This is a genomic window from Pantoea sp. LMR881, assembly GCF_027157825.1.
Taxonomy (GTDB): Bacteria; Pseudomonadota; Gammaproteobacteria; order Enterobacterales; family Enterobacteriaceae; genus Pantoea; species Pantoea haifensis.
Window position 1 is genome coordinate 2,672,044 of record NZ_JAPVOK010000002.1, and the last position, 19,452, is coordinate 2,691,495.

Annotated in this window: 14 protein-coding genes, 2 tRNA genes, 4 rRNA genes and 2 pseudogenes; 12 read left to right on the forward strand and 10 right to left on the reverse strand. The window is 50.6% G+C overall.

What is annotated here, in order from left to right; all coding sequences use genetic code 11:
• The first annotated feature begins 95 nt into the window (after nt 1-95).
• The 6 genes and pseudogenes from dprA to O3W44_RS14465 all read left to right on the forward strand — a co-directional run bounded on the left by dprA (nt 96) and on the right by O3W44_RS14465 (nt 3,892).
• Entirely contained in the window at nt 96-1,220 is a 1,125-nt protein-coding gene (gene dprA, locus O3W44_RS14440) for a DNA-protecting protein DprA (RefSeq protein WP_269293603.1), read from the forward strand.
• Entirely contained in the window at nt 1,192-1,665 is a 474-nt protein-coding gene (gene smg, locus O3W44_RS14445) for a DUF494 family protein Smg (protein WP_269293604.1), read from the forward strand. Before dprA ends, smg begins: the two co-directional genes overlap by 29 nt.
• 24 nt (nt 1,666-1,689) lie before the next feature.
• A pseudogene (locus tag O3W44_RS14450) lies at nt 1,690-2,234 on the forward strand (topoisomerase DNA-binding C4 zinc finger domain-containing protein).
• Between the two features lie 9 nt (nt 2,235-2,243).
• Complete coding sequence (gene tsaC, locus O3W44_RS14455; RefSeq protein ID WP_269293605.1) at nt 2,244-2,816, forward strand: L-threonylcarbamoyladenylate synthase type 1 TsaC; 573 nt, start codon at nt 2,244-2,246, stop codon at nt 2,814-2,816.
• 3 nt (nt 2,817-2,819) lie between these two features.
• The gene (aroE, locus tag O3W44_RS14460; RefSeq protein ID WP_269293606.1) at nt 2,820-3,638 is read left to right on the forward strand and encodes a shikimate dehydrogenase; all 819 of its coding nucleotides are present in this window, start codon (nt 2,820-2,822) and stop codon (nt 3,636-3,638) included.
• Nucleotides 3,635-3,892 carry a DUF1488 domain-containing protein gene (locus O3W44_RS14465; RefSeq protein ID WP_269293607.1) on the forward strand — a complete coding sequence of 86 codons (258 nt, stop codon included), beginning with the start codon at nt 3,635-3,637 and terminating at the stop codon, nt 3,890-3,892. Before aroE ends, O3W44_RS14465 begins: the two co-directional genes overlap by 4 nt.
• Here the strand turns inward: O3W44_RS14465 and O3W44_RS14470 are convergent.
• Nucleotides 3,859-4,413, reverse strand: a complete 555-nt coding sequence (locus tag O3W44_RS14470; RefSeq protein WP_269293608.1) for a gamma carbonic anhydrase family protein — start codon at nt 4,411-4,413, stop codon at nt 3,859-3,861. The genes O3W44_RS14465 and O3W44_RS14470 overlap by 34 nt on opposite strands.
• A gap of 489 nt (nt 4,414-4,902) precedes the next feature.
• Here O3W44_RS14470 and O3W44_RS14475 point away from each other — a divergent pair.
• The 6 genes from O3W44_RS14475 (at nt 4,903) to rrf (O3W44_RS14500) (ending at nt 10,180) form a co-directional block, all read left to right on the forward strand.
• A 16S ribosomal RNA gene (locus O3W44_RS14475) occupies nt 4,903-6,443 on the forward strand.
• Nucleotides 6,444-6,531: 88 nt separating this feature from the next.
• Nucleotides 6,532-6,606 (forward strand) — tRNA-Glu (locus O3W44_RS14480).
• 229 nt (nt 6,607-6,835) lie between these two features.
• Nucleotides 6,836-9,735 (forward strand): 23S ribosomal RNA (locus tag O3W44_RS14485).
• 85 nt (nt 9,736-9,820) lie between these two features.
• Nucleotides 9,821-9,936 (forward strand): 5S ribosomal RNA (rrf, locus tag O3W44_RS14490).
• A 14-nt stretch (nt 9,937-9,950) separates the two neighbouring features.
• Nucleotides 9,951-10,026, forward strand: a tRNA-Thr gene (locus tag O3W44_RS14495).
• Between the two features lie 38 nt (nt 10,027-10,064).
• Nucleotides 10,065-10,180: ribosomal RNA gene (rrf, locus tag O3W44_RS14500) — 5S ribosomal RNA — on the forward strand.
• Together the 16S, 23S and 5S rRNA genes with 2 tRNA genes alongside form the textbook arrangement of a ribosomal RNA operon.
• Before the next feature lie 181 nt (nt 10,181-10,361).
• Here rrf (O3W44_RS14500) and O3W44_RS14505 read toward each other — a convergent pair.
• From O3W44_RS14505 to O3W44_RS14545, 9 genes and pseudogenes are all read right to left on the reverse strand, one after another.
• Entirely contained in the window at nt 10,362-11,123 is a 762-nt protein-coding gene (locus O3W44_RS14505) for an amino acid ABC transporter ATP-binding protein (RefSeq protein ID WP_269293609.1), read from the reverse strand.
• Nucleotides 11,124-11,131: 8 nt separating this feature from the next.
• The gene (locus tag O3W44_RS14510; RefSeq protein WP_269293610.1) at nt 11,132-12,232 is read right to left on the reverse strand and encodes an amino acid ABC transporter permease; all 1,101 of its coding nucleotides are present in this window, start codon (nt 12,230-12,232) and stop codon (nt 11,132-11,134) included.
• A gap of 15 nt (nt 12,233-12,247) precedes the next feature.
• Nucleotides 12,248-13,426: an amino acid ABC transporter permease gene (locus tag O3W44_RS14515; RefSeq protein WP_269293611.1), complete on the reverse strand. Its 1,179-nt coding sequence runs from the start codon at nt 13,424-13,426 to the stop codon at nt 12,248-12,250.
• A gap of 68 nt (nt 13,427-13,494) precedes the next feature.
• Nucleotides 13,495-14,520, reverse strand: coding sequence for an amino acid ABC transporter substrate-binding protein (locus O3W44_RS14520; protein WP_269293612.1), 1,026 nt, complete (start codon nt 14,518-14,520; stop codon nt 13,495-13,497).
• A gap of 544 nt (nt 14,521-15,064) precedes the next feature.
• On the reverse strand, nt 15,065-15,361 hold the full coding sequence (fis, locus tag O3W44_RS14525; protein WP_003855228.1) for a DNA-binding transcriptional regulator Fis: 297 nt from the start codon (nt 15,359-15,361) through the stop codon (nt 15,065-15,067).
• A gap of 23 nt (nt 15,362-15,384) precedes the next feature.
• Nucleotides 15,385-16,350 (reverse strand): tRNA dihydrouridine synthase DusB, encoded by a 966-nt coding sequence (gene dusB, locus O3W44_RS14530; protein WP_269294448.1) that lies wholly within the window; start codon nt 16,348-16,350, stop codon nt 15,385-15,387.
• A 486-nt stretch (nt 16,351-16,836) separates the two neighbouring features.
• A complete protein-coding gene (prmA, locus tag O3W44_RS14535) occupies nt 16,837-17,721 on the reverse strand; it encodes a 50S ribosomal protein L11 methyltransferase (protein ID WP_269293613.1) in 885 nt (294 codons plus the stop codon).
• Nucleotides 17,722-17,737: 16 nt separating this feature from the next.
• Nucleotides 17,738-19,182, reverse strand: a pseudogene (gene panF, locus O3W44_RS14540) (sodium/pantothenate symporter).
• Nucleotides 19,172-19,414 (reverse strand): YhdT family protein, encoded by a 243-nt coding sequence (locus tag O3W44_RS14545; protein WP_269293614.1) that lies wholly within the window; start codon nt 19,412-19,414, stop codon nt 19,172-19,174. Before O3W44_RS14545 ends, panF begins: the two are co-directional and overlap by 11 nt.
• Between the last annotated feature and the right edge of the window lie 38 nt (nt 19,415-19,452).

Genomic DNA, 19,452 nt, shown 5'->3' on the forward strand with positions numbered 1-19,452 from the left:
GTTAAGAAAAGATTACTTCCTCATATTGTAGACTTTTTGAGGCCTGATTGACAGCATTCCACCACAGCAAGCCATGAGTAAAAAGGACGCGAATAATGGAAAAACTGGCGCTCTGTTTGCGGTTAGCCGCTGTAAGTGGAATGGCAGGAAAAGCTTGGGTGGATATCGCTAAATTGCTGCTTGATGGTCAAGACAGCGCAACGGTTTTTGCCCAGTCTGGATTCAGTAAAAGCCAGATTAACCAGTTTTTTATATTTCCGGAAGCCGCAGTAGATGCTGTGCAAAAATGGCTAAGCAGTGATCGAACACATCATCTCTTGACCGCTCTTGATAAGCATTATCCCGCACAGTTAGCAGAAACTAAACGCTTCCCGCCAGTTCTTTATATTAAAGGCGATCCTGCTGCCTTAAACACACCGCAACTGGCCGTGGTTGGCAGCCGAAACTGCTCACATTATGGCCGTAACTGGTGCGAATGGTTTACTCAACAGTTATCTCTGAGTGGCTTAACCATCACCAGCGGATTAGCGCGTGGAATTGATGGGATAGCGCATCGGACGGTTGTCGAGGTTAAAGGCAAAACGATCGCGGTATTGGGTAGCGGCCTGCAACAGCTCTACCCCAAAAACCATCATGCGCTCGCTGAAGAGATCGTGGCAAACGGCGGGGCCGTCCTGTCAGAATTTCCGTTAGATATGCCGCCATACGCAACCCATTTTCCTCGACGCAACCGTATTATTAGCGGGTTAAGCCGGGGCGTTTTAGTTATCGAGGCTTCATTGAAAAGTGGTTCATTAGTGACTGCCCGTTACGCCTTAGAGCAAAATCGCAATATTTATGCTTTACCCGGTGTGTTGGGAAACCCGAATAGTGAAGGTGTAAACTGGTTGATTCAGCAAGGCGCTATGCTGGTGGCACATCCTAATAACATACTCGAGGATCTACGTAGTACACTTAACTGGTTACCTGTTACACAATCAGACGAAATTTATTCTGATGACAGTGTCGATGCTCCATTGCCATTTGCCGATGTGTTGGCTAACGTAGGTGATGAGGTTACACCTGTTGACGTTGTCGCTGAACGTGCCGGCCAACCTGTGCCAGTTATCACAGCTCAGTTGCTGGAACTGGAGTTAGCAGGATGGATCGCAGCTGTACCCGGCGGCTATGTCCGATTGAGGAGGGCATGCCATGTTCGACGTACTCATGTACTTGTTTGAGACATATATCCACAACGAAGCAGAAATGGGTGTTGATCAGGACAGATTGACAGATGACTTGACGGATGCCGGGTTTCATCGTGAAGATATTTATAATGCGTTGAACTGGTTAGAAAAGCTGGCGGATTATCAGGAAGGACTGGTCGCGCCAATTTTGCTGGCAAACGATCCGCTCTCGATGCGTATCTATACAGATGAAGAGAGCCAACGTTTAGATGCCGAAAGTCGTGGCTTCTTGCTTTTCCTGGAACAAATCCAGGTCTTGAATCTTGAAACACGCGAAATGGTTATTGAACGTGTCATGGCGCTCGATACGCTTGAGTTCGATTTAGAAGATCTCAAATGGGTAGTGTTGATGGTACTGTTTAATATCCCTGGATGTGAAAACGCTTATCAGCAGATGGAAGAACTGCTATTCGACGTCAATGAAGGTATGCTGCATTAAATTTCCTTTCATGCATTCACCGTTATGAGTAAAGCAGCACTTTTTACCGTGCGAAAACAGGATCCTTGCCCCGCTTGCGGGCAGAACTGGTTGTTCGCTCCGGCAAACACGGTCCTTTTCTGGGCTGCGCAAATTATCCTGCGTGCGACTATATTCGTCCGCTAAAAAATCAGGGCGATGGGCATGTAGTTAAAGTGCTGGAGGGGCATGCTTGTCCCGAGTGCGGTGCTGACAAAGTTTTGCGACAGGGACGCTACGGCATGTTTATCGGTTGTAGTCATTATCCTGAATGTGACTATACCGAAACCATCGATAAGCCAGACGAAACGACGATAGAGTGCCCTCAGTGTCATCAAGGGAAACTCATTCAACGTCGCTCCCGTTACGGCAAAACGTTCCATGCCTGCAATCGTTATCCTGCTTGTCAGTTCGCCGTCAATTTTACGCCAGTTGCCGGAATTTGCCCGTACTGCCAGTTTCCATTGTTAGTTGAGAAAAAGACGGCGCAAGGCGTGAAACGTTTTTGTGCCAGTAAAAGTTGTAGCAAAGCTATTACCGAAGAGAAATAAGAAATCAACATGCATAATCAACACCCTTCTGGCTCGCTATCTGATTGCGTAAGCCATCTGAATCGTCATGAGGTTATTGCGTATCCCACTGAAGCCGTTTTTGGCCTGGGCTGTGATCCTGATAGTGAAAAAGCTGTGATGGCCTTACTGGCATTGAAGCAACGCCCGGTTGAGAAAGGTTTAATTTTAATTGCCGCTGATTATGCGCAGCTGGAGCCTTATATTTCTGACCGTGAGCTTTCAGTGATTCAGCGTGAGCGGATGTTTGCTTGTTGGCCCGGTCCTGTGACCTTTGTTGTGCCGGCGCCACCGCATACACCACGTTGGTTAACCGGGCAATTCGATTCGTTAGCAATACGCGTCAGTGATCATCCTGATGTACAAGCATTGTGTCGCGCATTTGGCAAACCCTTAGTGTCCACCAGTGCCAATCTTTCGGGGCAGCCGCCGTGCCGTACAGCTGAAGAAGTGAAGCAGCAGTTCGGCGAGCAATTCCCCGTGCTGCAAGGAAAAACGGGAGGACGTCTCAATCCTTCTGAAATTCGCGATGTGATTACCGGCGATCTTATACGTCAGGGATAATTCATGGATAACTTTGCCGTTTTTGGCCACCCAATTAATCACAGTAAATCGCCCTTAATACATCGCGCATTTGCGAAACAGACCGGGATTGATCATCGCTATGGGCGTATTTGTGCACCGCTGGATGGTTTTCCTGACGCGATCGCTGAGTTTTTTGCACAAGGCGGCATCGGTGCAAACGTCACTTTGCCGTTTAAACAGCAGGCGTGGGAATTTGCTGATGAGTTAAGCGAGCGCGCGGCGCTTTCGGGCGCGGTGAATACTTTAAAAAAGCACAAGGATGGCTATATTCTTGGCGACAATACCGATGGCATTGGATTATTAAGCGATCTTGAACGCCTCTCGATGATCAATCCAGGCGACAGAGTTTTGTTAGTTGGAGCAGGAGGGGCTGCCCGTGGAGTAATTCTGCCGTTACTTTCATTAGGGGTCGCGGTGACGGTAACTAACCGTACGCTGTCTCGGGCAACGGAATTAGCGACACTCTTTCAGCACAGTGGTGCGATAAGGGCTTGTGGGGTCGATGATCTGAATGGCATGGCATTCGAACTCGTTATCAATGCCACTTCTAGCGGAGTAGATGGACAGATACCATCACTGCCAGCCTCCTTGATACAGGCAAACGTGCGCTGTTATGACATGTTTTATCAAACGGGGCTGACACCTTTTTTACACTGGTGCCAACAACAGGGTGCGATTCATCTGGCAGACGGTTTAGGAATGCTGGTGGGTCAGGCTGCACATGCTTTTCATTTATGGCACGGCATTATGCCCGAAATCTCGCCTGTAATTGAACGCCTGAAAAGCGAAATGCATCCATGAATCAGGCGATCCAGTTTCCCGATCGTGTATATCTTGATCCCGAACGAAACGCTGTTTGTTTTCCGGTATTAGTAAATGGAATGGGATTAACCTGTGCCATTAACATCGAGGCATTACATCAACGCTTCGGCGAAGGCGACACGATGGCGCTATTCAGCGACCATCGTTGGGATCTGGAAGAAGAGGCTGAAGCCTGTATTCGTCATGAACAGGTTGATAATCAAGGCTGGGTTTGGCTGGCTTCAGCAAGATAATCATTTTTCCAGCCAACGTAGTTGTTAGCGGAATAGAGTAGCCCCTCAATTTCCTTTTGATTAAGCGGCCGGATCTGTTTAACCGGACTTCCCAGATAGAGATAGCCGCTTTCTAAACGTTTACCCGGAGGAACCAAACTACCCGCGCCAATCATCACATCGTTCTCTACTATTACCCCATCAAGTAAAATCGCTCCCATTCCTACTAATACGCGATCGCCAATCGTACAGCCATGTAGCATCGCTTTGTGCCCAACCGTGACGTCCTCACCAATAATAAGAGGAAAACCTTCTGGGTTTGCCGCAGATCTATGTGTCACATGCAGGACACTGCCGTCCTGAATGTTGCTGCGTGCGCCAATACGAACCTGATTTACGTCGCCGCGGATAGCCACTAATGGCCAAATACTGACGTCATCTTCCATAATGACGTTGCCAACCACTACGCTACTTGGATCTACCATTACGCGCAGACCCGATTGCGGAAACATCTCTTTATAGGGGCGTAAGGCTGTCTTCATAATAGGGCTCCTTTATTAATTTCCTGGCAGCGTGATGTGATTTCAGACGGCAGGCAAGGGGTTTTTGCCTGAGATCGATGATGATCTCATCAATCTGGATGAATTCTCGACACTCGAAAAAAAGATCTAAAAAAAGGCTTGTGCTCTGAAACCGGATCCCTATAATGCGCCTCCACTGACACGGCACACCGCCTTACGGGATGACGGGTCGGGAGGTTCAGGAGACTGAGCCGCCGGAGAAAAACTTCGAAAAAAGAAGTTGACTCTGAAGGAGGTTAGCGTAATATACGCCACCTCGCGACAGACGGTTAACCCGCTGGTCGCACTGCTCTTTAACAATTTATCAGACAATCTGTGTGGGCACTCGCAGGATTGATATCAGCGTCTCCGGACGCAAAAAATATCAAGTCTCTGCTGGGTGAACACGTAATTCATTACGAAGTTTAATTCACAGAGCATCGCTTCACGAGATGAAGCAAATCAAACTTTAAATTGAAGAGTTTGATCATGGCTCAGATTGAACGCTGGCGGCAGGCCTAACACATGCAAGTCGGACGGTAGCACAGAGAGCTTGCTCTCGGGTGACGAGTGGCGGACGGGTGAGTAATGTCTGGGGATCTGCCCGATGGAGGGGGATAACCACTGGAAACGGTGGCTAATACCGCATAACGTCGCAAGACCAAAGTGGGGGACCTTCGGGCCTCACACCATCGGATGAACCCAGATGGGATTAGCTAGTAGGCGGGGTAACGGCCCACCTAGGCGACGATCCCTAGCTGGTCTGAGAGGATGACCAGCCACACTGGAACTGAGACACGGTCCAGACTCCTACGGGAGGCAGCAGTGGGGAATATTGCACAATGGGCGCAAGCCTGATGCAGCCATGCCGCGTGTATGAAGAAGGCCTTCGGGTTGTAAAAGTACTTTCAGCGGGGAGGAAGGGATGAGGTTTAATACGCCTCGTCATTGACGTTACCCGCAGAAGAAGCACCGGCTAACTCCGTGCCAGCAGCCGCGGTAATACGGAGGGTGCAAGCGTTAATCGGAATTACTGGGCGTAAAGCGCACGCAGGCGGTCTGTTAAGTCAGATGTGAAATCCCCGGGCTTAACCTGGGAACTGCATTTGAAACTGGCAGGCTTGAGTCTCGTAGAGGGGGGTAGAATTCCAGGTGTAGCGGTGAAATGCGTAGAGATCTGGAGGAATACCGGTGGCGAAGGCGGCCCCCTGGACGAAGACTGACGCTCAGGTGCGAAAGCGTGGGGAGCAAACAGGATTAGATACCCTGGTAGTCCACGCCGTAAACGATGTCGACTTGGAGGTTGTGCCCTTGAGGCGTGGCTTCCGGAGCTAACGCGTTAAGTCGACCGCCTGGGGAGTACGGCCGCAAGGTTAAAACTCAAATGAATTGACGGGGGCCCGCACAAGCGGTGGAGCATGTGGTTTAATTCGATGCAACGCGAAGAACCTTACCTACTCTTGACATCCACGGGATCGGGCAGAGATGCCTGAGTGCCTTCGGGAACCGTGAGACAGGTGCTGCATGGCTGTCGTCAGCTCGTGTTGTGAAATGTTGGGTTAAGTCCCGCAACGAGCGCAACCCTTATCCTTTGTTGCCAGCGATTCGGTCGGGAACTCAAAGGAGACTGCCGGTGATAAACCGGAGGAAGGTGGGGATGACGTCAAGTCATCATGGCCCTTACGAGTAGGGCTACACACGTGCTACAATGGCGCATACAAAGAGAAGCGACCTCGCGAGAGCAAGCGGACCTCATAAAGTGCGTCGTAGTCCGGATCGGAGTCTGCAACTCGACTCCGTGAAGTCGGAATCGCTAGTAATCGTGGATCAGAACGCCACGGTGAATACGTTCCCGGGCCTTGTACACACCGCCCGTCACACCATGGGAGTGGGTTGCAAAAGAAGTAGGTAGCTTAACCCCCGGGAGGGCGCTTACCACTTTGTGATTCATGACTGGGGTGAAGTCGTAACAAGGTAACCGTAGGGGAACCTGCGGTTGGATCACCTCCTTACCTGAAGATACCTTCCCGCGAAGTGCTCACACAGATTGTCTGATAAAAAGTAATGAGCAAGACGGCTGCGAAGTCGTGACACTGACGTGTCCCCTTCGTCTAGCGGTTAGGACTCCGCCCTTTCACGGCGGCAACAGGGGTTCGAATCCCCTAGGGGACGCCACTTGCTTGGTGACAGGTGAAAGGTGTCGCTGCTCAGTATCTCAAAACTGATTTGGTCAGCTGATGACCGCATCACGTTTGAGATATTTGCTCTTTAACAATCCGGAACAAGCTGAAAATTGAAACGACGCGTCGCGCCATTTCTCCGTAACAGGGAGTGGCACAGCGATGCGGACGAGTCTCTCAAATGCTTGCAGTCTGCAGCGTTGCAAAACGCCTGTGGGTTGTGAGGTTAAGCGACTAAGCGTACACGGTGGATGCCCTGGCAGTCAGAGGCGATGAAGGACGTGCTAATCTGCGTAAAGCGCCGGTAAGGTGATATGAACCGCTACAGCCGGCGATGTCCGAATGGGGAAACCCGGTGCACTCAGTGCATCATTGCAGCATGAATACATAGTGCTGCAAGGCGAACCGGGGGAACTGAAACATCTAAGTACCCCGAGGAAAAGAAATCAACCGAGATTCCCCCAGTAGCGGCGAGCGAACGGGGAGCAGCCCAGAGCCTGAATCAGCTTGTGCACTAGTGGAAGCGTCTGGAAAGGCGCAGGGTACAGGGTGACACTCCCGTACACAAAAGTGCATGAGCTGTGAGCTCGATGAGTAAGGCGGGACACGTGGTATCCTGTCTGAACATCGGGGGACCATCCTCCAAGGCTAAATACTCCTGACTGACCGATAGTGAACCAGTACCGTGAGGGAAAGGCGAAAAGAACCCCGGCGAGGGGAGTGAAACAGAACCTGAAACCGTGTACGTACAAGCAGTGGGAGCCCTTGTGGTGTGACTGCGTACCTTTTGTATAATGGGTCAGCGACTTATATTCTGTAGCAAGGTTAACCGTATAGGGGAGCCGCAGGGAAACCGAGTCTTAACTGGGCGTTAAGTTGCAGGGTATAGACCCGAAACCCGGTGATCTAGCCATGGGCAGGTTGAAGGTTGGGTAACACTAACTGGAGGACCGAACCGACTAATGTTGAAAAATTAGCGGATGACCTGTGGCTGGGGGTGAAAGGCCAATCAAACCGGGAGATAGCTGGTTCTCCCCGAAAGCTATTTAGGTAGCGCCTCGTGAACTCATCTCCGGGGGTAGAGCACTGTTTCGGCTAGGGGGCCATCCCGGCTTACCAACCCGATGCAAACTGCGAATACCGGAGAATGTTATCACGGGAGACACACGGCGGGTGCTAACGTCCGTCGTGAAGAGGGAAACAACCCAGACCGCCAGCTAAGGTCCCGAAGTCATGGTTAAGTGGGAAACGATGTGGGAAGGCACAGACAGCCAGGATGTTGGCTTAGAAGCAGCCATCATTTAAAGAAAGCGTAATAGCTCACTGGTCGAGTCGGCCTGCGCGGAAGATGTAACGGGGCTAAACCATGCACCGAAGCTGCGGCAGCGACGCTTGCGTTGCTGGGTAGGGGAGCGTTCTGTAAGCCGCAGAAGGTGGTCCGTGAGGGCCGCTGGAGGTATCAGAAGTGCGAATGCTGACATAAGTAACGATAAAGCGGGTGAAAAGCCCGCTCGCCGGAAGACCAAGGGTTCCTGTCCAACGTTAATCGGGGCAGGGTGAGTCGACCCCTAAGGCGAGGCCGAAAGGCGTAGTCGATGGGAAACAGGTTAATATTCCTGTACTTGGTGTTACTGCGAAGGGGGGACGGAGAAGGTTAGGTCAGCCGGGCGACGGTCGTCCCGGTTTAAGCGTGTAGGCTGGTTATCCAGGCAAATCCGGATAATCAAGGCTGAGGCGTGACGACGAGGCTCCACGGAGCTGAAGTGACTGATACCCTGCTTCCAGGAAAAGCCTCTAAGCATCAGGTAACACGAAATCGTACCCCAAACCGACACAGGTGGTCAGGTAGAGAATACCAAGGCGCTTGAGAGAACTCGGGTGAAGGAACTAGGCAAAATGGTGCCGTAACTTCGGGAGAAGGCACGCTGGCGCGTAGGTGAGGGGACTTGCTCCCGGAGCCGAGGCCAGTCGAAGATACCAGCTGGCTGCAACTGTTTATTAAAAACACAGCACTGTGCAAACACGAAAGTGGACGTATACGGTGTGACGCCTGCCCGGTGCCGGAAGGTTAATTGATGGGGTTATCCGCAAGGAGAAGCTCTTGATCGAAGCCCCGGTAAACGGCGGCCGTAACTATAACGGTCCTAAGGTAGCGAAATTCCTTGTCGGGTAAGTTCCGACCTGCACGAATGGCGTAATGATGGCCAGGCTGTCTCCACCCGAGACTCAGTGAAATTGAACTCGCTGTGAAGATGCAGTGTACCCGCGGCAAGACGGAAAGACCCCGTGAACCTTTACTACAGCTTGACACTGAACATTGAGCCTTGATGTGTAGGATAGGTGGGAGGCTTTGAAGCGCGGACGCCAGTCCGCGTGGAGCCAACCTTGAAATACCACCCTTTAACGTTTGATGTTCTAACGTGGGCCCGTGATCCGGGCTGCGGACAGTGTCTGGTGGGTAGTTTGACTGGGGCGGTCTCCTCCCAAAGCGTAACGGAGGAGCACGAAGGTCAGCTAATCACGGTCGGACATCGTGAGGTTAGTGCAATGGCATAAGCTGGCTTGACTGCGAGCGTGACGGCGCGAGCAGGTGCGAAAGCAGGTCATAGTGATCCGGTGGTTCTGAATGGAAGGGCCATCGCTCAACGGATAAAAGGTACTCCGGGGATAACAGGCTGATACCGCCCAAGAGTTCATATCGACGGCGGTGTTTGGCACCTCGATGTCGGCTCATCACATCCTGGGGCTGAAGTAGGTCCCAAGGGTACGGCTGTTCGCCGTTTAAAGTGGTACGCGAGCTGGGTTTAGAACGTCGTGAGACAGTTCGGTCCCTATCTGCCGTGGGCGCTGGAAAACTGAGGGGGGTTGCTCCTAGTACGAGAGGACCGGAGTGAACGCACCGCTGGTGTTCGGGTTGTCATGCCAATGGCACTGCCCGGTAGCTAAGTGCGGAAGAGATAAGTGCTGAAAGCATCTAAGCACGAAACTTGCCCCGAGATGAGTTTTCCCTGACCCCTCGAGGGTCCTGAAGGGACGTTGAAGACGACGACGTTGATAGGCCGGGTGTGTAAGCGCAGCGATGCGTTGAGCTAACCGGTACTAATGACCCGTGAGGCTTAACCTTACAACGCCAGAGGCGTTTTTGAGAGACTTTCAGCTTGTGACGGATAATTCTGCGCGGCCTGCGGGCGGCGCGGAGACAGAATTTGCCTGGCGGCACTAGCGCGGTGGTCCCACCTGACCCCATGCCGAACTCAGAAGTGAAACGCCGTAGCGCCGATGGTAGTGTGGGGTCTCCCCATGCGAGAGTAGGGAACTGCCAGGCATCAAATATAGTGTGCTGATATGGCTCAGTTGGTAGAGCGCACCCTTGGTAAGGGTGAGGTCCCCAGTTCGACTCTGGGTATCAGCACCAGTTTCAGAATAGGCATGAGTTCGGTAGAAAAGAATTTGCCTGGCGGCAGTAGCGCGGTGGTCCCACCTGACCCCATGCCGAACTCAGAAGTGAAACGCCGTAGCGCCGATGGTAGTGTGGGGTCTCCCCATGCGAGAGTAGGGAACTGCCAGGCATCAAACAAGAAAAAGCCCTTTGCATTTGCAAAGGGCTTTTTTCGTTGTATCTCATTTTTTCCGCAGATGCGCTATTTCTTCTTTTCAGTGGAAACTTTTACCGGCGAAAAATTCAACCAATTGAAAAGATAAAAAACCCGACAAAAGCAGCCGGGTTAGATTTAAAAAATAATCACTCATTTAGTGGATTACTTGTGACAGGAAGGCGCGGGTTCGTTCCGATTTAGGATGCGCAAAGAACTCCTGAGGTGGCGCAACTTCAACGATCTCCCCTCTGTCCATAAAGATCACCCGGTCAGCTACAGTGCGGGCAAAGCCCATTTCATGCGTTACGCACAGCATTGTCATACCATCTTCCGCCAGGCCAATCATCGTATCGAGAACTTCTTTTACCATTTCTGGATCAAGAGCCGAGGTTGGTTCATCAAACAGCATAATTTTAGGTTTCATACACAAAGAGCGTGCTATAGCAACGCGCTGTTGTTGACCACCAGAGAGCTGCCCAGGAAACTTATGCGCATGCTCTGCAATACGAACGCGCTCTAAGTAATGCATGGCAAGCGATTCAGCTTCTTTTTTCGGTATTTTGCGCACCCATGACGGCGCCAGTGTGCAGTTCTGTAAAACCGTCAAATGTGGAAAAAGGTTAAAGTGCTGAAACACCATGCCAACTTCAGTACGGACACGCTCAATGTTACGAACATCATCATTGAGGTGAATACCATCGACAACAATACGTCCCTGTTGATGTTCTTCAAGATGGTTAATACAACGAATAGTCGTTGACTTACCTGAACCTGAAGGGCCACACAGTACGATACGCTCGCGCGGTTTTACCTGTAGGTTAATGTCTTTCAGGACGTGAAATTGCCCATACCATTTATTCACGTTTTCGAGCGTAATCATCATAGCGTCAGAAGAATGAGTTGTAGTTTGTGTCATGTAAAACCTCAATGCGATTTACGGCCGGTGTGAAAGCGTTTTTCCAAATACTGGCTGTAACGCGACATACTAAAACAGAAGATCCAATAAACGAGTGCAGCAAAAACATATCCTTCGGTAGACATGCCCAGCCAGGCCGGATCGACCGTGGCTTGTTGAACGCTGCTAAACAGATCAAACAGGCCGATGATGATCACCAGACTGGTATCTTTAAACAGCGCGATAATCGTATTAACCAGGCCGGGAATGGTGAGCTTCAGTGCCTGAGGCAGAATCACCAGCATTTGGGTTTTCCAGTAACCCAGCGCCAGAGATTCAGCTGCTTCATATTGTCCTTTTGGCAATGCCTGTAATCCGCCACGTACAACTTCAGCAACATAAGCTGACTGGAAAAGAATCACACCCACAAGGGCACGGACTAACTTATCGATCGTAGTGCCTTCAGCCATAAACAGTGGCAGCATAACGGACGACATGAACAACACGGTAATCAGCGGAACGCCGCGCCAAAACTCGATAAAAATAACCGATAACGTACGGACCACAGGCATACGTGAACGACGACCTAAAGCCAGTAGAATGCCCAGCGGAAGCGCACCAGCGATACCAACGGAAGCGATAATCAGCGTTAATGTCAAACCGCCCCATTGGCGTGTTTCAACACGTTCGAGACCAAAATAGCCGCCGTACATCAGGAACCAAACAATAACCGGGTAAGCAACCGCCCAAATCGCAATATAACGTCCGCGATATGGCAAGCTTTTCAGGAACATGGGGATGATGGACAACAGACCAATAACCAATGCCAGGTTGATACGCCAGCGCAGCTCGTGTGGATAAAGCCCATACATAAACTGACCGAAGCGTGCATGTATAAATACCCAACAGGCCCCTTCTTTAGTGCAGTCAGCGCGCGTAGTACCGAACCAGTTTGCCTGGAAAATAAGCCAGTTCAGCGCCGGTGGAATGACGCTCCAGATGACCCAGATGCAAAAAAGTGTCAGAAGCCCGTTAACCCAACTGGAGAACAGGTTTTTACGTGCCCAGCTCCAGGCGCGACTAACAGGCGTTGTCGGCACTGGCGGTGTTTCATGAGTAGTAACAGACATAGATAACCCGTTCTCTTAACGCTCAACCAGCGCGATTTTGCGGTTGTATAGGTTCATCAGCAGTGAAATCAGCAAGCTGATAATCAAATAAACGCCCATGGTAATAGCTATGGTTTCGATTGCCTGACCGGTCTGATTAAGCACGGTTCCGGCAAACAACGACACCATATCGGGATAGCCAATTGCCGCCGCCAGTGAGGAGTTTTTAACAATATTCAGATACTGGCTGGTAAGGGGTGGAATGATTACGCGCATCGCCTGTGGAATAATGACCTGACGCAACGTTACAGGATTCGGTAAGCCTAACGAACGTGCAGCCTCATGCTGGCCATGCGGCACTGACTGAATGCCAGCACGAATAACTTCGGCAATGAACGATGAGGTATAAATCGACAGCGCCAGCGTTAATGCCGCCAGTTCAGGGATCATTACGAAACCGCCGCGGAAGTTAAAGCCACGCAACTGTGGCACATCCCAATGGGTGGCTGCACCAAATCCCAGATGCGCAATCAAAGGAAAAATTACCAACATGGCGATAGCAGCGGGCCAGGAACGGCGTAATTGTCCGGTTTTAAGTTGATGGGCGCGATTGAAACGAAACAGTCCATAGCTGCCGATAACCGCCAGTGCCAGCGCAATAATAAATGGCCAGGTGCCGGGCGCATAAGACGGCCACGGCACATATAAACCCCGGTTGCTCACAAAAGCTAAATCGAATGCATTTAAAGCCTGGCGTGGTCCGGGCAAATTACGTAATACCGCAAAATACCAAAAGAAGATCTGCAGCAGCGGGGGAATGTTGCGGAAGATTTCAATATAAACGTTAGAGATTTTGCGCAGAAGCCAGTTATCAGACAGACGAGCAAGGCCGATAAAGAATCCCAGGATTGACGCAAAAATGATACAGAGCGCAGAAACCAACAAGGTATTGGTTAATCCCACCAGAAAAACACGCGCGTAGGTGTCACCTTCCGAGTAATCAATAAGATGCTGAACGATGCCGAAGCCAGCATTACGTTCCAGAAAAGCAAATCCGGATGTTATGCCGCGATTAGACAGGTTGATCACAGTGTTGTGGATGAGATAACCCACCACCGCAAACACGGCCACTATTGCGATTATTTGGTAAAGCCAGGCGCGAACCGTAGGATTACCGAATGAAAAATCCATTTTCACGGTTGGGCGTTGTGACATGTTGAAACCTCAATGACGAAAGCTTTGGTGGGGCACCGCAGAATACGGTGCCCGACTGGTGAGGTGTATTAACGTACCGGTGGTGCGTACTGAATACCGCCTTTATTCCATAGCGCATTCTGACCACGTGCAATTTTCAGCGCGCTGTCTTTACCTACGTTGCGGTCAAAGCTTTCCTGGTAGTTACCCACTTGCTTGATGATGTTGTAAGCCCATTTATTATCGAGCTTCAGATCTTTACCAAAATCACCTTCTGCACCTAACAGATGCGCCATATCAGGCGTGCTTGGTTTAGCGACCATCTGATCAACATTTTTAGAGTTGATGCCCATCTCTTCAGCGTTCAGCATGGCATACAGCGACCATTTCACGATGGTGAACCAGTCATCATCGCCACGACGCACGACCGGGCCCAGCGGTTCTTTTGAGATCACTTCCGGTAAAACGATAAATTCATCAGGTTTGCCTAACTTAATGCGCAGCGCATACAGCTGAGACTGGTCAGAAGCCAGCGTATCGCAGCGTCCGCTATCCAGTGCCTTTGCTGACTCGTCAGAACGGTCAAAGGTCACTGGGGTATATTGCATATTGTTAGCTTTAAAGAAGTCCGCTACGTTCAGCTCAGTATCTGTTCCCGCCTGAATACAAACAGTCGCACCATCCAGTTCTTTAGCACTTTTGAGGCCCGCTTTCTGATGCGTCAGGAAGCCGATACCATCGTAATAGTTCACGCCGGCAAACAGGAAGCCCATGCCGCCATCGCGTGAAGAGGTCCAGGTCGTATTACGTGACAGGATATCCACTTCGCCTGATTGCAGAGCGGTGAAACGTTCTTTAGCGGTCAGCGGCGTATACTTCACTTTGGTTGCATCACTAAACACTGCAGCTGCCGCTGCACGGCAGACGTCTACATCAATACCCGTAAACTTACCGCTCGCATCCGCATAGGAGAAGCCTGGCAAGCCATCACTGATACCGCATTGAATGAACCCTTTCTTCTTAATTGCATCCAGCGTGGTACCTGCATGCGCTTGCTGGGCAACGGCAAATAAAGAAGCGGCAGCGACCAAAGTGGAAAGCATCATCTTTTTCATAAAGCATCCTGTGTGGCGAAATCGTGTTGTTATGTAATGCGCACTTTTTTGTGCGTTTTTCCTGTCTGTGGCAAGAAGCCATCCACGACTTTGCAAAGCTGATGCCAGGTTTGCAGAATCCTGAATTTACTGGAAAGATCTATTAATAATCTGTAGCACTCAGAAAGTTCCGCTAATATCGCGCACCATAAGAAAGCAAGGCGAGCCGACGCGATCACATTTAGTGCAAAAAGTTTCACTATATAGAAGCAATGTGAGCAGGCGCTCAGTGGTAGATGTACAGATAAGAGGTGTTGCTAATAAAAGGGAATAAGATCACATAAGCCCTGCATATAAGGATTGCAGGCTTTTTTAATTTTTTTAATAAGGATGAATATCAGGAATAGTGCGGAGAAATAAACAGCGGATAATGACGTCAGCAATTGCAACTATAGTTACCATATCTGCGTTCATTGTTTCAAACGTTTCTGTTTTTTTTTAAGAGCAGACAGACAAATAAAAACGCCAGCCCGAAGGCTGGCGTTTTTAACACAGATGAACTGAATCAGTTCATGCCATATTTTTTCAGTTTCTTACGCAGCGTACCGCGGTTGATACCCATCATCAGGGCAGCGCGGGTCTGGTTGCCACGGGTGTACTGCATCACCATGTCCAACAGAGGCTGCTCGACTTCAGCCAAAACCAGCTCATACAGGTCACTAACGTCCTGACCATTCAATTGAGCAAAATAGTTCTTCAGTGCTTGTTTTACCGAATCACGTAGCGGCTTTTGCGTTACCTGATCCTGTGAGTTAACGGTAGAAACAGTCAGTACGTCAGAATTTACGCGTTGTTCGAACATAGTTCTTTCAGCTCTTTATTTCGTTACGCAAGATTTTCGAAGTATGCCTCCAACGCCTCCAGCTGTTCGCTGGCATCCTCAATGGCGTTGAATGTGCGCCGAAACTGGTCATTAGGGGCATGCTCCTGGAGATACCAGGAGACGTGCTTCCGCGCTATACGGTATCCTTTGCCTGGACCATAAAAGTCGTGCAGCTCACGTATATGCGAAACAAGCAAGCGCTTCACCTCTGCCAGAGGCAGTGGAGCAAGCAGCTCCCCAGTGTCCAGATAATGCTGGATTTCCCGGAAGATCCACGGTCTTCCCTGAGCGGCGCGTCCTATCATCAGAGCATCAGCTCCGGTGTAGTCAAGCACAGCTCTGGCTTTATGCGGGTCAGTTATGTCTCCGTTCGCGATAACCGGAATAGAGACACTCTGCTTAACTGTCCGAATGCTGTCATATTCAGCTTCTCCGTTGAACAGGCAGGCACGAGTGCGGCCATGTATCGTCAGAGCCTGAATGCCACAGCGTTCAGCCAATTGGGCAATCGCGACACAGTTCCTGTTTTCAGGATCCCAACCAGTGCGAATTTTTAGTGTGACCGGCACATCAACAGCGTTTACCACCGCAGAGAGAATAGATTCCACTACCTCGGGGTATTGCAGTAAGGCCGAACCCGCCATTTTGCGGTTCACTTTTTTCGCAGGGCAGCCCATATTAATGTCAATTACCTGTGCACCGGCATTAACGTTAATGCGCGCAGCTTGCGCCATTTCGCTGGGATCGCAACCGGCAATCTGCACGGCGCGAATACCTGGCTCATCACTGTGAACCATACGTAAGCGAGATTTGTCACTGGCCCAGACTTCGGGATTAGATGACAACATCTCCGAAACAGCCATGCCTGCGCCCATCTCGTGGCAGAGCGTCCTAAAAGGCCTGTCGGTAATACCGGCCATAGGCGCTGCTATCAGTCGATTTCTCAGCTGGAGGTTTCCAATACGCATGAAGTAGAGATGGCCATACTGTGTCTGCAAGGCGGCGTATATTACGCATTTTTTCAGGAAGATGAAAGGCCAAACTTTGAACAATAAGCAAGGAAAGATCAAGGAAATGGCATAGTTGACTGAGGTTAAAGAATTTTTATCTTAAATTTCAGTGCATTAATGATTAATGATGAAATTGTGAACAAACGTTTTTCCGATAAAGTAGCCTGAATTGCCACATATTAAACGTCACATAGCGTGATTAACGATACAAGCAACGGGCCTGTAAAGCACAAAATAGTCTGCTTTAACGATTTTCAGACTATTTAGTAATCAGGCTGCTTACACTGGTAATGCTTCACTATCCTGCCTGCGATTAAGCGAAGCGTGAGCGGGCGGAAAAGAGAATTTCATGGGCCAGGAGTAGCTGAAAAAGCCCCGACATAGATGGCAGGGCATGACAAAATTTACTGTCAGATAGCTGTGCTTCAGGTGCAGGCAAGACCGCTAGCTGTGTTTGATACCGGTAATGCGGCACCACTCTTCTTTCACCGCAATCGGATCCAGCGCAAACTGCTCTTGATAAGCCTCACATACGCCTTCAGCCTGGCTTTCCAGTACACCAGACAGACCCAGATGGCCGCCTTGTTTCGGCAGAACGCTAATTAGCGGAGCCAGTTCGCGCAATGGACCGGCAAGAATATTAGCGACCACAACGTCAGCCTGCAGGTTTTCAGGTTGTTGATGCGGCAGATAAAGCGACAGGCGATCCGCAACGCCGTTACGTTCAGCATTATCGCGGCTGGCCTGAATAGCCTGGGGATCGATATCAATACCAATGGCCTGTGCTGCACCCAGTTTTAACGCCGCGATTGCCAGAATCCCGGAGCCACAGCCAAAATCAATCACGGTTTTGCCTGTCAAATCCAAACCATCCAGCCAGGCCAGACAGAGTGCGGTGGTGGGATGCGTGCCGGTTCCAAACGCCAGTCCCGGATCAAGCATTACGTTTACGGCGTCGGGATCCGGTACATCACGCCAGCTTGGGCAAATCCATAAACGCTCACCAAAACGCATCGGATGAAAGTTTTCCATCCATTCACGTTCCCAGTCTTTATCTTCGATCTGTTCGATCTTATGGCGAAAACCGGCCCCCAGTAAAGGATGCTGCGATAATTCAGCCACTACGGCATCCATATCGGTTTCTGCGTCGAACAGACCAATGACGTCTGTATCACCCCACAGGCGAGTTTCGCCCGGTAGTGGTTCATAGACGGGCGTATCATGACTATCCTGAAAAGTCACCGATACTGCGCCCGTTTCCATCAGCACATCGCTTAGCGTCTCCGCGTGTTCGCCCGAGCTGTTAATTTTGATTTGAATCCACGGCATAATAGTTCTCTTTTACTTATTGTTGTGGCGCATCAGCCGATTGCGGGACGCGTCCAAACAGGTTGCCGACTAAAAACGCCAGCAGACTTAAAAGCAGGGAAGGCACGATAGGGTGAAAGCCCCCGATCTGCCAGTTAAGGCTCGCCAGAAAAGCGTAGCAGCCTCCGCCAACCACCATTCCGCTAATCGCACCTGCAGCGTTAGCACGCTCCCAGTAAAGACCGAGCACCAGTGGCCACAGGAAGACCGCCTCGAGACCGCCAAAAGCCAGCAGATTAAGCCAGATAATCATATCGGGCGGATTCCAGGCTGCGATTAACAATAAAATGCCCAACACGAAAGTAATGGTGCCAGATAAGATGCGCAGTCGCGCTTCATTTTCCATTTGCTGCGGCGCAACGCGCAAATAAAGATCTTTCACCAGAGTCGCCGAAGCTTGCAGCAGCTGTGCATTAATGGTTGACATGATGGCTGCCATTGGCGCAGCAAGAAACAGCCCTGCCGCCAGCGGAGGCAGCACTGTGATCATCAATGTCGGAATGACCCGATCGGGAATGGTGAGATCCGGTAAAACAGCGCGGCCCAGCGCACCCGCCAGATGCATACCTGACATCAGAATAACCACCACAATCGTGCCAAGAATAATCGCGCGATGAAGGGCTTTGCTGTCTTTATAAGAGATACAACGCACCGCGGTATGCGGCAGGCCAATCACACCAAAACAGACCAGCACGGTAAATGACATCAGAAAGGTGGGAGTAATAATATCGCCGGGGCCTTCTGGCGACAGTAATTTAGGATCAATGGCGTGAAGCTTATCCACCGCAGTGTGCAGGCCACCTGCGTGGTGAATAACGGCAAACAGCAGTAAAAGGTGCCAATCAGCATCACAATGCCCTGCATCGCATCGTTGAGCACACTCGCGCGGAAACCACCAAAAGCTGTATACAGCGCAATTGTGCCACCAAAAATCAGCAAGCCGGTGTTGTAAGGAATACCGGCAGCCGTTTCCAGCAGACGCGCTCCACCAATAAACTGAACCGTCATGGCACCAATAAACGCCACCAGCAGACTCAGGCTGGCCAGCCAAATAAGAAGAGGGCTGCGATAGCGTGCATACAGCATATCGTTGAGGGTTACGGCATTGTGACGGCGAGCAAGGATAGCGAATTTCTTGCCCAAAACGCCGAGCGATAACCAGACGGCGGGTACCTGAACCATCGCCAGCAGTACCCAACCCAAACCGTACTTATAGGCTGCACCGGGGCCGCCAATAAACGAACTGGCGCTGATATAAGTCGTGGTGAGCGTCATCGCCAGCACAAATCCGCCCATGGAACGGTTGCCGAGGAAATACTCAGACAGGAAGTTGCCCTGACGTTGCTTACGGGCTGCAAACACAGAGAGCGCAGCGATCACCACCAGGTAAGCTAATAAAGGAAGGATAATTTCAGTTGTCACCTTCATCCTCCAGTGACATGTTGCGGAAAATTAGCCGCACCATAAGCCAACATAAAAAAATGAACAGTAGCGGTGCAAAAATGCAGGAAAGTTCAAACCAGCGCGGCAAACCGGTTATGCCGGTTTGATTGCCTCCCAGCCAGGCTGAAAAACCCCAAACAGCCAGCCAGGCCAGTGTCAGATAAAGTGACCAGCGCGCTTCTTTATGTGCCTGTAAAAAACGAGCGTCCATTGTTCAACCTCAACGCCAGCGGCAAAGAAAAAGGCCGG

Bases quoted from the DNA above. Each gene is read 5' to 3' on its own strand.
- O3W44_RS14510 (WP_269293610.1), bottom strand. From the start codon at position 12,232: ATGTCTGTTACTACTCATGAAACACCGCCAGTGCCGACAACGCCTGTT.
- O3W44_RS14470 (WP_269293608.1), bottom strand. From the start codon at position 4,413: ATGAAGACAGCCTTACGCCCCTATAAAGAGATGTTTCCGCAATCGGGT.
- tsaC (WP_269293605.1), top strand. From the start codon at position 2,244: ATGCATAATCAACACCCTTCTGGCTCGCTATCTGATTGCGTAAGCCAT.
- dprA (WP_269293603.1), top strand. From the start codon at position 96: ATGGAAAAACTGGCGCTCTGTTTGCGGTTAGCCGCTGTAAGTGGAATG.
- aroE (WP_269293606.1), top strand. From the start codon at position 2,820: ATGGATAACTTTGCCGTTTTTGGCCACCCAATTAATCACAGTAAATCG.
- smg (WP_269293604.1), top strand. From the start codon at position 1,192: ATGTTCGACGTACTCATGTACTTGTTTGAGACATATATCCACAACGAA.
- O3W44_RS14520 (WP_269293612.1), bottom strand. From the start codon at position 14,520: ATGAAAAAGATGATGCTTTCCACTTTGGTCGCTGCCGCTTCTTTATTT.
- dusB (WP_269294448.1), bottom strand. From the start codon at position 16,350: ATGCGTATTGGAAACCTCCAGCTGAGAAATCGACTGATAGCAGCGCCT.
- prmA (WP_269293613.1), bottom strand. From the start codon at position 17,721: ATGCCGTGGATTCAAATCAAAATTAACAGCTCGGGCGAACACGCGGAG.
- O3W44_RS14465 (WP_269293607.1), top strand. From the start codon at position 3,635: ATGAATCAGGCGATCCAGTTTCCCGATCGTGTATATCTTGATCCCGAA.
- O3W44_RS14505 (WP_269293609.1), bottom strand. From the start codon at position 11,123: ATGACACAAACTACAACTCATTCTTCTGACGCTATGATGATTACGCTC.
- fis (WP_003855228.1), bottom strand. From the start codon at position 15,361: ATGTTCGAACAACGCGTAAATTCTGACGTACTGACTGTTTCTACCGTT.
- O3W44_RS14545 (WP_269293614.1), bottom strand. From the start codon at position 19,414: ATGGACGCTCGTTTTTTACAGGCACATAAAGAAGCGCGCTGGTCACTT.
- O3W44_RS14515 (WP_269293611.1), bottom strand. From the start codon at position 13,426: ATGTCACAACGCCCAACCGTGAAAATGGATTTTTCATTCGGTAATCCT.